Raw genomic sequence first — 12,623 nt, forward strand, 5'->3', positions numbered from 1 at the left:
TCTGGTCCGGTGTGGATACGGCGGGCCGGCGCCGGGCGGCCGCGGAGTCCGTCGGTGTGCCGCCGGCCGGGGAGGGCGGGGTGCCGGCGGCGGTGCGGGCACCGACGGCCGCGGGTCCGAGCTGGCGGGGCCGGTGGGCGGAAGGTGTCCCGAGGATTTCCCGGGCCCGGTGCCGGGGCGGGTGCGCCCGCCGTGCCGAATCCGTCTACGTGCGACGGTCGTGACTATCCCGGGATTTCGCCGGGTCGGTTTCTCCCATTACCGGTCGTGTCAACAGGTTCCCAATTCCGGGTCCGGTGTGGGACGACGGTCGGAGTGTCGGAGGTCATGTGCGGCGGGTCGGTCGGCCCCGGTGTCCGGCCCGCTGCCGGGCCGGGCCGGGCTCGGGCGCCACGGTCCCGGGGGCGGATCGGCGTCCGGTCGTCGCAGGTGGGGCCGGCTCGCGTCGGGCGCGGTCCGGTCGGGCCAGCCCGTCCTCGTGGTGGAGAGATGGGGTGACACAACGGCGCACGGTGGCCGAAACCTCTCGAACCGCTTCTCCCCATCCAATGCGACATATTGACCTGTATCAAGCAGATGTCAAGCCTTGAATGCTCTTTGTGAAGTCCTTGACGGGGTGACCACCCGTACGCAGAATATAGGCGGCCATCGCTTGATGGATCTTGATGGTCGACAATTCAGACTTCCGTTCATATGAACATGAGCAAACAAAGCCGAAACTCGGAATTTCGCCGCAAAGGTTCCGGCGACACGCGACCCGGCCCAATCGACGCGGCACCGGTCTGTGCCGGCCCCGGCCCGACCCGACGCGAGAAGGAGAGGCACAGTGGACCCGCTGGTCTCCGTCGTCATCCCCTGCTACAACCGGGCCCGCACGGTCGCGCTGTGCGTCGATTCGGTGCTCCGGCAGACCCACCCGGCCATCGAGATCATCGTGGTCGACGACGCGAGTGACGACGGCTCCGCGATGATCGCCGCGTCCGCCGGTGCCACCGTCCTGCGCCTGACCACGAACAGCGGGCCCGGCGCCGCCCGCAACCTGGGCGCCGAGCACGCGCAGGGCGAGATCCTGTTCTTCCTCGACGCCGACGTCGCGCTCGAACCGGGCAGCGTCGCCGCCGCGGTCGCGGAGCTGTCGTCGGCGCCCGGGCTCGGCGCCATCTGCGGCGTGCTCCGCCCGGAGTCGCTGCTGTCGCACAACCTCATCGCCGAATACCGGGCGTTGCAGATGTACCACTGGTGGCTGGCCCGGGAGGGCCCGATGGAAGGGCTGCACACCGCCCTGTGCGCGATGCGCGCCGACGTCTTCCGCGAGCTGGGGCCGTTCAACCCCGACCTGCGGCACACCGAGGCACCGGAGTACGGCTACCGGATCAGGCAGCGCTACGACGTACGCAGCACCGCCGCCATCGCCGGCGTACACGACCACGACACGACGCTGCGGGTCCTGCTGCCGAAGGTGTTCCTGCGGGCCCGGGCCAGCGCCTACGAGGTGCGGCCCGGCGAGGTCCTCGGCGGCGCCGCCTCCCGGGTGCTGGCCAGCGGCCTGATCCTCGCCGCCGCCCTCACCCTGCCCCTGCCGCTGGTCGTCGGCGCCGCCGGGCTCGCGGCGCCGCTGCTGCTCCTCGCGCTGGCCGTCGCACTCGAGGGCGGCACCTACCGGCGGGTGATGTCCGACCGTGGCGTCCGGTTCGGCCTGCGATTCGCCGCCGTCCACCTGCTCTACCAGCTCACGTCCGCGGCCGGCGCGGCGATCGGGACCGTCGAGCGGATCGTCCGCCCGGCCGCCCGGCGGGCCGCCCCGTCCGTCGGGGTGCCCCGGTGACCGTTGCCCCGCACACCGGCCCCGACCGCCGTACGGCCGCCACCGTGGCCGGCGTGCTCCTGCTGACCGTCGCCGTGACGGTCGCGGCGATCGCCGCCGTGCAGTGGGTCGCCGCACGGACCGGAAGCGCCTGGGCGCCCGGGGGCGACCTCGCGGTCTACCGGGACGCCGCCGCCACGGTCCTGGGCGGCGGATCGCCGTACGAGGTCAGCCGGGACGGGTACGGCTTCGTCTACCCACCGTTCGCCGTACTGACGCTGCTGCCCCTGGCAACCGTCGGCCCCTCGGTCGGCTACTGGGCCTGGACGGCGCTGTCGGCACTGGTCGTACCGGCCGTGGTGTGGCTCCTGGCCGGACACCTGGCGCCCGGCGACGGCCGGCGGCGGCTGGTGCTCTTCGCGGCCGGCACCCTGGCCGTGCTGCCGCTGTCGCCGATCGCCGGAACCCTGCTGCTCGGCAACGTCAACATCCTGCTGCTGGCGCTGGTGCTGGTCGACCTGCTCCGGATCCGGGGGCGCCACCAGGGGATCCTGATCGGCGTCGCCGCCGGGCTCAAGCTGACCCCGCTGATCTTCGTCGCCTACCTGCTGCTGACCGGCCGGATCAGGGCCGCGGTGACCGCGCTGGCGACGTTCGCCGCCACCGTCGTGGTCGGGTTCCTGCTCCTGCCGTCCGCCTCGGCCACCTTCTGGGGCGGCGCCTTCGTCGACGGCTCGCGCACCCGGCCGCCCGACGAGGAGGCGTACGGCAGTTCGCTGCGCGGGGCCACGCTGAACCTCCTGCCGGAATCGTGGCATCCGGTGTGGCTGCCGGTGAGTGTGCTGGCGGGCGTCGCCGGCCTGGCCGTCGCCGTGTGGGCGAGCCGGCGCCACGAGGAGCTGACCGGAATCCTGGCCTGCGCCGTCACCGGCCTGCTCGTCTCGCCGGTCACCTGGTACGCCCACTGGGTCTGGTGCGTGCCGTTGCTCGCCCTGCTGGCCGCCCGTCCCGGGCGTGAGATACCCGTCCTGCTGGCCGCCCGTTCCGGGCGTGAGATACCCGTCCTGCTGGCCGCCCGTCCCGGGCGTCCGGTGCTGGTCGGCGGCCTGTGGCTGGTCTTCGCCCTGCCGCTGCCCTGGTGGATCGCCCACGTCGTCGGCTGGGTGCCGCTGCCGGAACAGACCTGGGTGAGGCCGGTCGAACTGCTCTACACCCTGCTCGGGGCGGCGCTGCTGGTCCTGGCCGCGGTCCGGCTGCGCCGGACCGGCCCGGCGGCCGGTCCGGCACCCCGCCCGGCACGTTCTCCGGCGCCGGACCGCGTGACCGTCGAGGGGAGGCCGTAGATGGCACCGGCGGACGGGGTCGCGGTGATCGTGCCGAATTTCAACAAGGAGAAGACGCTGCGGGCGTGTTTGGAGTCGGTGTTCGGGCAGTCGTATGTGCCGGTCGAGGTGGTGGTGGTGGATGACCGGAGTACGGATGGTTCGCGGGAGATCGCGGCGGGGTTTCCGTGTCGGGTGGTGGAGTTGCCGGTGAATTCGGGTCCGGCGGCGGCGCGGAATGCGGGGGTGGCGGCGAGTTCGGCGCCGTTGTTGTTCTTTGTGGATTCGGATACGGCGTTGGCGCCGGATGCGGTGGGGAATGCGGTGCGGCTGTTGGTGGGGTCGTCGGGGGTGGGGATGGTGCAGGGGATCTATGACGCGCGTCCGTTGTTCGATGACGGTCCGGTGGAGGCGTACCGGGTGGCGTTCGAGCATTTCTGGCGCAAACGCAGCGTCGGGCGGCGGCGGGCGGCGACGCTGTTCGCGGCCAGCCTGATCCCGCGTACGGTGTTCGAGGAGACCGGCGGCTTCGACGAGCGGCTGCGCACCGGTGAGGACACCGAGTTCGGCACCCGGCTGCCCGACCGCTACCACCTCGTCGTCACCGACACCGTCGTCACCCGGCACGACGACGTCGACCGGTTCCTGCCGTTCGTCCGGGAGCAGTTCGGCTTCGCGACCCAGACCCCGCTGGTCATGCTCCGCGCCGGCCGGCGGCGCAACGCCGGCACCGGCATGCGGGTGAACGCGTTCTCGCCGACCGGGCTCGTCCTGTCCGGGCTCAGCCTGCTGACCCTGCCGTTCGTCTTCTTCCTGCCGTGGCTGCTGCCGCTGTGGCTCGGCCTGTTGATCGGGTCGGCGGCGACCAGCCACCGGTTCCTGCGCTTCACCTACCGGTTCCGGGGCGCCGCGTTCGCCGCGTACGCGACCGGGATGCACATGCTGCTCTACGCCCTGGCCGTCGTCGGCACCGGAGTCGGCGTGCTGCGGGTCGCGTACGTCGTGGCACGGGGGCGGGCGCGGTGAGCGGGGCCGGCGGGGTTGCGGTGATCGTGCCGAATTTCAACAAGGAGAAGACGCTGCGGGCGTGTTTGGAGTCGGTGTTCGGGCAGTCGTATGTGCCGGTCGAGGTGGTGGTGGTGGATGACCGGAGTACGGATGGTTCGCGGGAGATCGCGGCGGGGTTTCCGTGTCGGGTGGTGGAGTTGCCGGTGAATTCGGGTCCGGCGGCGGCGCGGAATGCGGGGGTGGCGGCGAGTTCGGCGCCGTTGTTGTTCTTTGTGGATTCGGATACGGCGTTGGCGCCGGATGCGGTGGGGAATGCGGTGCGGCTGTTGGTGGGGTCGTCGGGGGTGGGGATGGTGCAGGGGATCTATGACGCGCGTCCGTTGTTCGATGACGGTCCGGTGGAGGCGTACCGGGTGGCGTTCGAGCATTTCTGGCGCCGGCGCAGCGTCGGGCGGGACACCGGCGCCCTCTTCGCCGCCACCCTGATCCCGCGCGCCGTCTTCGAGGAGACCGGCGGCTTCGACGAGCGGCTGCGCAGCGGCGAGGACGACGAGTTCGGCACCCGGCTGCCCGACCGCTACCGGCTGGTGGCCACCGACCGGGTGCTGACCCGGCACGACGACGTCGACCGGCTGGCGCCGCTGCTGGCCGAGCAGTTCGTCCGCGCCAGCGCGAAGCCCCTGCTCATGGTGCGGACGTGGCGGCGGCAGCGGGCCGGTGCGGCCGGCACCGGCGCCCGGGTCGGCATGATGTCGACCGACCGCTTCCGGCACCTGGAGTGGGCGGCCCAGATCTCGCTGCTCACGTCGGCGCTGGCGCTGGCGACCGTACCGCTGGCGGTGGTCGTGCCCTGGCTGGCGCTGACCTGGCCGGTGCTGGGTGCGGTGTTCGTCGCGGCCAACCGCCGGTTCCTCCGGCTCACCCACGAACTGCGCGGGCCGGGCTTCGCCGTGTTCGCCGCCGGGCTGCACGCGCTGTCGTACGCGGCCCTGGTCGCCGGCCTGGTCGCCGGGCTGCCCCGGGCCGGCTGGGTCCTGCTGCGCGAGCGCGCGCACCGGCGCCGGCCGCGGCCGGCCGGGACGGAGGTGCGATGAACCTCGGTGCGCTGGCCGACGTGGTCCGCCGCCCCGCGCCGCGCTGGTGGCGTCCACTGTGGCGGGTCGTGGTGGTGGTGTTCACGCTCGTCGTGGTGGCCGCCGTCGTACGGGCCCTGGCCGGCCAGGACTGGTCGGTCGTCGCCGTCCTCGGCGAGCGGCACGACGCCGCCGGGATCGCCCTGCTGCTGGCCGCCGCCCTGCTGGCCGCCACGGTCGGCCCGCTGCTGGGGATGCTGTCGTGGCGGGCGGTCCTGCTCGAACTCGGCCCGCCGCTCGGCCTGACCCGGGTCATGCGCGTCTTCTTCGTCGGCTTCCTCGCCAAGTACGTGCCCGGCAAGGTGCCGGGCATCGTCGCCGCCGTCAAGGTGGCCACGTCCAACGGGATCACCCTGCCCCGGATGCTGGTGGCGGGGACGCTCAGCACCCTCCTGGTGCACCTGACCGGGCTGACCGTCGGCCTGCTCGCCGGCGTACAGGTGCTCGGCGACCGGGCCGCCTGGCTGGCGCTGGCGGCGCTGCCGGTCGTGGTCGCGGTGGGCTGGCCCGGGCTGCTCGGCCGGGCCGCCCACCTGGTGCTGCGACTGCTCCGCCGGCCCGAGCCGGCCCGGTCGGTGTCCGACCGGGCGGTCCGCGTCGCGGTCGGCTGGCAGACCCTGTCGTGGCTGGTCAGCGGCGTGCACCTGTGGATCCTGGCGGTCGCGATGGGGGCCGCGCCCGGCCCGTCGCTGCCGCTGTGCGTCGGCGCGTTCGGGCTGGCGACCGTCGTCGGTGTGCTGGCCGTCGTCGTACCCGACGGGCTCGGGGTGCGCGAGACGGTGCTGACCGGGGCGCTGGCGCTGGTGCTGCCGGTGCCGGCGGCGGTGGTGGTGGCCGTGGCGAGCCGGCTGGTGACCACCGTCGGCGAGGTGGTGCTCGGCGGCGCGGCGCTGGGCGTCGTGGAGATCGTCCATCGGAGGTCGTCCGCATCGGATGCGGCGTTGGCAAGGGAGATGAGCGGCCATGGGCAGGTTGATCGGGATCGAGGAGTGCGAGCAGCTGACGGCGAAGGAGGTGCACGACCTCTACCGCCGCTACGTCAGCCGGTCGCAGGTGTCGCTGATGACGACGTTCGGGTTCGGCCGGGAACTGGTGGAGAAGGCCGAGGGCCCCTGGGTCCACATGCGTGACGGCAGCCGGGTGCTGGACATGTCCGGCGGGGTCGGGGTGCTCAACCACGGCCACAACCATCCGCGCATCCTCGCGGCCCGGACCCGGTTCGCGGAGCAGCGGCGGATGGAGGTGCACAAGGCGTTCTTCTCCCCATACCTGGCGGCGCTGAGCCACAACGTGGCCGAACTGCTGCCCGGCGACCTGTCCGTCTCCTACTTCCCGAACTCCGGCGCCGAGGCCAACGAGGGCGCCATCAAGATGGCGTACAAGTACCACGACGGGCGCCGTAACACGATCCTGCGCGCCGACATCAGCTTCCACGGCAAGACGCTCGGGGCGGGCAGCCTGACCGGCTCGGCGGAGAACCACTTCCGGTTCCCGGGGCTGCCGAACGCGGTCGTCTACCCGTACGGCGACGTCGACGCGGTGCGCGCCGCGATCGAGGACACCCGCCGGCCGGACGGCGGCTGCGACGTGTACGCGCTGATGGTGGAGCCGTACAGCGCGTCGAGCATGCGTTCCTGGTCGGAGTCGGCACTGCGCGAACTGCGGCAGCTCTGCACCGACGAGGACATCGTGCTGATCTTCGACGAGGTCTACACCGGGTGGGGCAAGACCGGCAGCCTGTTCTACTTCATGCGCTACGACGGCCTGCTGCCGGACATCCTCGCCTACTCCAAGTCGCTCGGCGGCGGCAAGGCGTCGATCTCCGGCTACACCGCCCGCGAGCGGCTGTTCCGCAAGGCGTACGACCGGCTCGCCGACGTGATCCTGCACAGCACCACGTACTACGGCTTCGGTGAGGAGACCGTGACCGCGATCGAGGCGGTCAACGTGGTCGTGGAGGACGACTTCCCGGGCCGGGCCCGGCAGATCGAGGCGATCCTCGGGCCCGGGCTGGAGCGGATTCGCAAGTCCCACCCGGACGCGGTCGACCGCGTCGCCGGCGTCGGATCCCTGTTCGGCGTGTTCCTCAACAGCGGCCCGAAGTTGCTCGACCTGGCCGGCAAGCTGGTGCCCGGCTTCAACCGCGACCCACGGTTCGGCACCAAGCTGATCACCCTGTCGGTGATCGCGCACCTCTACCGCGAACACAAGATCATGACGTACTACAGCCCCAATGTCGAGAACCCGCTCATGGTCGCCCCGACCCTGATGATCGAGCCGGCCGACCTGGAGCACTTCCTCGACGCGCTCGACGCCACGCTCGCGCTGGGGCTGCGCCGGCTGCTGACCGGATTCGTACGGGAGAAGGTGGGGTCCGCGTGGTAGCCGCGACCCGCCGCACCGCGGTGACCGGAGCACCCGGTGACCGCGGTCGGTGACGTCGCACCCGCACCGGCCCGGCGGCGACGACCGCGCCCCGGCGCGCTGATCGCGCTCGGCGCGGCCGGTGGGTGGCTGGCGTTCGTCGCCGCCCACCGGCTGCTGTCCGGCCGGGCCTGGTGGTGGAACCTGCCGGACCTGCTCCCGCCGCTGCTGTTCCTCGCCGTGCCGTTGGCGCTGGCCGCCCTGGTGCCGCTGGCCCGGCCGGCCAGGGCGGTGTGCGCGACGCTGCTCGCCACGGCGCTGGCGGTCGGCTGGCCGGTCGCCGGCGTCAACCCCGCCGCACTGTGGCACCGGCCGGCCCCGGCCCCGCCGGACGCGGTGACCGTCTTCGCCTGGAACACCTGGTACTGGGACCAACTGCTGGAGACCGGACCGAGCGGCGAGCCGATCCACGACCCCGACCGGCTCTACCGCTTCCTGCACGCGCAGGCGGCCGACGTCTACCTGCTGCACGAGTTCCTCTACTTCACCCCGGAGTGGGACCCGGTCCCGGTGGCCGACGTCGACCGGCTGCGCCGGGAGTTCCCCGGCTTCCACGTCGCGGTCGCCGGTGAACTGCTGACCATCTCCCGGTTCCCGATCACCCTGGAGCGTCCCCTCGACGTACGCCCCTGGCTGGACCACGAATGGCCCGACCTGCCGCCGGCCGGCTCACTGATGCCGGCGTACCACACGGTCAAGACACTGCGCACCGACCTGCTTGTCGACGGCCGGGTGGTCTCCTTCTACAACTCGCACCTGCACGTGCCGGTCGTCGGGCTGCCGGCCCGCTCCCCGGACACCGCCGACGACGGGCTGGCCCGCCACGACCTGCGGCAGGCCAACTACCGGGCCCTGGCCGCCGACGTCGCCGACAATCCGCACCCGATCGTGTTCGCCGGCGACCTCAACACCTCACCGGCGATGCGGCTGCTGCGTACGCTGCCCGACCGGCTGGTCGACGCCACCGCCGCGCTGGACTCGCTCTATCCGACCTCGTGGGCCCGCTACGGCCTGCCGCTGTGGCGCCTCGACTGGCTCTTCACCAGCGGCGACGTCGACGTGCACGAATACCGGATGGTGCCGCCGGGCGGCCTGTCGGACCACAGCGGGCAACTCGCCGTCGTGTCGCCGTAAACCGTCCAGAAAGGACCCGAGTCGATGACGAACCCCGAACCGCAATACGACCTCACCGTCGCCCTCACCTACTACACGCCGTACATCTCCGGCGTGACCCACACCGCCCGGGTGGTGGCCGAGGGGATGGCCGCCCGCGGCTGGCGGGTCGCGGTCGTCACCAGCCAGCACGACCGCTCGGCGCCCCGCCGGGAGACCCTGGGCGGCGTCGACGTCTACCGGTCGCCGGTGCTCGGCCAGATCACCCGGGCCCAGATCAGCCCCGCCTACCCGGTCGAGGCGGCCCGGATCGCGCGCCGCTCCTCGCTGCTCTACCTCAACCTGCCGATGGCCGAAGCCTCGCTGCTGGCCAGGCTCGCCCACCCGACCCCGATCGTGAGCATGCTGCACATCGACCTCTACCTGCCGCCCGGCCTGCTCAACCGGATCGCGGTCGGCGCCTCCGACGTCACCTCCCGGTCGGCGCTGCGCCGCTCCGCGGCGGTCATCACCAACAGCGACGACCAGGCCCACGCGTCGAAGTTCTGGCCCCTGGTACGGAACAAGGAGTTCCGCCCCATCCCCGCGCCCTGCCTCGACCGTCGGGGCGGCCGGCCCCGCTACCGCCGTACCGGCGGGCTGCACGTCGGCTTCCTCGGCCGCATCGTCGAGGACAAGGGGATCGTCTACCTCGTACGGGCCTTCCGGCAGATCGCCGACCCCGACGCCCGGCTGCTGATCGGCGGCAACTACAAGACCGTGATGGGCGGCGACAACCTCGGCGACATCCGGGCGGAGATCGGCGCCGACAGCCGTATCGAGGTGCTCGGCGAACTGCGCGGGCAGGAGATCGACGACTTCTACGCCTCCATCGACGTGTTCGCCCTGCCGTCGATGGCGGAATCGTTCGGTATCGCACAGGCCGAGGCGATGATGTGCGGCGTACCGTCGGTGACCTCCGACCTGCCCGGTGGGCGGTATCCGGTCCTCGCGACCCAGTTCGGCACCCTGATCCCGCCACGTGACCCGGAGGCGCTGCGCCGGGCGATCCTGGACCTCGCCGCCATCCCGGCCGACCGGCGGGAGGTCAAGGCCCGCGAGGCGCGCAAGCTCTTCGCCGCCGAACGGAGCCTCGACGCGCACGAGGAGGTGTTCAACCTCGTCCGGGACCGGGCCGCCCGCCGGGTGCGGTGACCCGGCCTCGGCGGGCATGGGCCGGCGCCCCACGGGTACGCCGAGGGGAGCGAGAGGGGAGACGCCATGGCGAACATCCAGCAGCCGGAGATGCGCCGCAGCGGCGACACGGCGACCACCCGGCAACGGACCCAGGAGCCCCACCCGACGGAGGCGCCCGGCGGCACACACGACAAGACCGCGAAACGTCCCGTACCCAAGGGGCAGCGGTCGCCGTACGGCCCCGGCGGCAAGGTGGCCGACGACAAGTCCTGACCGGCCCGGCCGGCCTGGCCGGGCGGCGGAGGTTAAACAGGCGGCGTCCGGAGTCGGGGCCTGGCAGGATGCCTGCGTGGATCAAGACTCCGGCGCCGGGCTCCTGCACCGGCTGACGTCGTACGTGCCAGACCGCGAGTGGGACGAGCCGGTGGACGACCCACGGGTCCGGCACGACCTCGTGCCCAACGACGCCGACACGCGCCCGCCGCAGATGAAGACGTACCCGGAGGGGTTGCCGGTCGTCACCCTGCCGCGCGACCTGCCCGAACCCGGCGTGCCCGCGACCGCGGTCCTCGCCGGGCGGGAAGGACCGGCGCGCCCGCTCGACGCGGCCCAGCTCGGCCGGGTGCTGTTCCTCGGCGCGGGCGTCGTCCGCAGCATGGAACGCGACGGGCGCCGGGTCTACTTCCGGGCCGCCGGATCGGCGGGCGCCCGCTTCCCGCTGGAGGTCTACGCGAGCACCCACGGCGTCGCCGGCGTGCCCGACGGCGTCCACTGGTACGACGCGGCCGCGCACGCCCTGGTCCAGATCGGCCCGGCGGCGACCGGCACGGCCACGACCCTGGTCGTGACCGGCGTGCCCTGGCGGACCGGCTGGCGCTACGCCGAACGCGGCTTCCGGCACATGTACTGGGACGCCGGCACCCTGCTGTCGCAGCTGTCGGCGGCGGCCGACAGCGCCGGCCTCGCCCCCCGGCTGCGCACGCTCTTCCCGGACGCGGCACTGCGCCGCCTCGTCGGCGCCGACGGGGTGCACGAACACCCACTGGCGCTGCTGACGTTCGGCGACGGCGAACCGGCGACCGGCCCCGGCGGGCCGGCCGCGACGGGCACCCTGCCGCCGGTCGAGTTCCCGCTGGTCACCACCGCCCAGCAGGCGGGGGAGCGGGACGTGCTGGGCGAGCCGTGGCCACCGGCCGCCGCGCTGCCCGACCATCCGCCGTCCGACTCCCTCGACGAGGTCGTGCTCCGACGCGGCTCGCAGCGGCTCATGGACCGCTCCCGGACCCTGCCACGGGCCGTGCTGGAGTGGTCGATGACAGCGGCGCTGCGCGGGGTGGACATCCCGCACTGGGTGGCCGTGCACGGCGTGGACGGCGTGGAGCCGGGGCTCTACCGGTGGCCCGACCTGTCGACCCCGCTGCGGGCCGGCGACCTGCGCGACGAGCTGGAGCGGGTCTGCCTCGACCAGAGCCTCGCCGCCGACGCCGCGTTCGTCGTCATCGCCGCGACGCCACTGTCCACACTCGACGACCGTGGCTACCGTGACGCCCAGTTCGCGGCCGGACTGGTCGAGGGACGACTGCACCTGGCGGCGTACGCCCTCGGGGCCGGCGCCTCCGGCATGACGTTCCTCGACTCGGAGATCCCGGCCCTGCTCGGCGGCCCGGACGACCTCGCCGGCCTGCTCTTCACGTGCGTCGGCGTCCCGGAGTACGCGTCGCGGTCCGGCGGGCGGCCGGGCGCCCCGGTCGAAGTCCGTTTGATCACGCCCCGCATCGCCGGCGCCTGACCAACGGGCCGGTAGCGGCCTGACGCGCGGCGCTGCGCGCCAGCGGCATGGCGCGCGGTGCGGCAGCGGCAGCGGCATGGCGCGGCGCTGTACGGCGCGGCTGCGGCATGACGCGCGGTGCGGCGCGGCAGCGGCGGCGGCGCGGCGCTGTGCGGCGCGGCAGCGGCGGCGGCGGCGCGGCGCTGTGCGGTGCGGCACGGTGCGGCAGCGGGCTGTCCGGTCGGCACAGCGAGGGCCACTGGCGTGCAGGGCGTGGTGGGGCGCGTGGTGGGGCGGCGATGTGTGGCCGAGCCGGGGGCGGGGCGGTTCCTGCCGGAAGCGTCGGTGGCCTTCCTTGTTGATCTGAGCGTGAGGGACCTTATTCACGCTCGATAACGTCTCTCACGCTCAGATCAACGGCGTAACCCGTGACCCGCCGCCGACGTTCGGCACATATCGCCCAGGCGTTGGAGATCCCGTTGACGACCTGAGCGCGGGAGGGGTTATCCCAGCCGGTTAACCCTTCCCGTGCTCAGGTCGTGAGCCGATCGTCGCGGCGGTCGGGGTGCCCTCGGTGGGGCAGGCCAGAACCCGACATGGGCACACCGCATCACGGCCGCCCTGCCGCCCGCCGTTCCGCCCGCCCCCCCGCTGCTCGCCCCTGCTCGGCCCTGCCGCCCGTCCGGCCCTGCCGTCTGGTCCCCGCTGCTCGGCCCTGCCGGCGGTCCGGCCCTGCCGCCTGTCCGGTCTGCCGCCTGTCCGCTCCTGCCGTCTGGTCTCCGCTGCTCGGCCCTGCCGGCGGTCCGGCCCTGCCGCCTGTCCGGTCTGCCGCCTGTCCGCTCCTGCCGTCTGGTCTCCGCTGCTCGGCCCTGCCG

10 protein-coding genes are annotated in these 12,623 nt (G+C 73.2%); all 10 read left to right on the forward strand.

Features of this window, described 5'->3' with window-relative positions; genetic code table 11:
• Nucleotides 1–826 precede the first annotated feature (826 nt).
• The 10 genes from AB0I42_RS11220 (at nucleotide 827) to AB0I42_RS11265 (ending at nucleotide 11,769) form a co-directional block, all read left to right on the forward strand.
• The gene (locus AB0I42_RS11220) at nucleotides 827–1,825 is read left to right on the forward strand and encodes a glycosyltransferase family A protein (RefSeq protein ID WP_357536308.1); all 999 of its coding nucleotides are present in this window, start codon (nucleotides 827–829) and stop codon (nucleotides 1,823–1,825) included.
• A complete protein-coding gene (locus tag AB0I42_RS11225; RefSeq protein WP_357536310.1) occupies nucleotides 1,822–3,147 on the forward strand; it encodes a glycosyltransferase 87 family protein in 1,326 nt (441 codons plus the stop codon). The genes AB0I42_RS11220 and AB0I42_RS11225 overlap by 4 nt, the downstream gene beginning before the upstream one ends.
• A complete protein-coding gene (locus AB0I42_RS11230; protein WP_357536312.1) occupies nucleotides 3,148–4,152 on the forward strand; it encodes a glycosyltransferase in 1,005 nt (334 codons plus the stop codon).
• Nucleotides 4,153–4,178: 26 nt separating this feature from the next.
• Nucleotides 4,179–5,228 (forward strand): glycosyltransferase, encoded by a 1,050-nt coding sequence (locus AB0I42_RS11235; protein WP_357536444.1) that lies wholly within the window; start codon nucleotides 4,179–4,181, stop codon nucleotides 5,226–5,228.
• Nucleotides 5,225–6,397, forward strand: coding sequence for a lysylphosphatidylglycerol synthase domain-containing protein (locus AB0I42_RS11240; RefSeq protein ID WP_357536314.1), 1,173 nt, complete (start codon nucleotides 5,225–5,227; stop codon nucleotides 6,395–6,397). The genes AB0I42_RS11235 and AB0I42_RS11240 overlap by 4 nt, the downstream gene beginning before the upstream one ends.
• Complete coding sequence (locus AB0I42_RS11245) at nucleotides 6,330–7,652, forward strand: aminotransferase class III-fold pyridoxal phosphate-dependent enzyme (RefSeq protein WP_357536446.1); 1,323 nt, start codon at nucleotides 6,330–6,332, stop codon at nucleotides 7,650–7,652. Before AB0I42_RS11240 ends, AB0I42_RS11245 begins: the two co-directional genes overlap by 68 nt.
• A gap of 36 nt (nucleotides 7,653–7,688) precedes the next feature.
• Nucleotides 7,689–8,825, forward strand: a complete 1,137-nt coding sequence (locus tag AB0I42_RS11250; RefSeq protein ID WP_357536316.1) for an endonuclease/exonuclease/phosphatase family protein — start codon at nucleotides 7,689–7,691, stop codon at nucleotides 8,823–8,825.
• Between the two features lie 24 nt (nucleotides 8,826–8,849).
• Nucleotides 8,850–9,998, forward strand: a complete 1,149-nt coding sequence (locus AB0I42_RS11255; RefSeq protein WP_357536318.1) for a glycosyltransferase family 4 protein — start codon at nucleotides 8,850–8,852, stop codon at nucleotides 9,996–9,998.
• 66 nt (nucleotides 9,999–10,064) lie between these two features.
• Entirely contained in the window at nucleotides 10,065–10,253 is a 189-nt protein-coding gene (locus AB0I42_RS11260; RefSeq protein WP_357536320.1) for a hypothetical protein, read from the forward strand.
• A 76-nt stretch (nucleotides 10,254–10,329) separates the two neighbouring features.
• Entirely contained in the window at nucleotides 10,330–11,769 is a 1,440-nt protein-coding gene (locus AB0I42_RS11265) for a hypothetical protein (protein ID WP_357536322.1), read from the forward strand.
• Nucleotides 11,770–12,623 lie beyond the last annotated feature (854 nt).

The sequence above is a fragment of the Polymorphospora sp. NPDC050346 genome (assembly GCF_040655695.1).
GTDB classification, from domain to species: Bacteria; Actinomycetota; Actinomycetes; order Mycobacteriales; family Micromonosporaceae; genus Polymorphospora; species Polymorphospora lycopeni.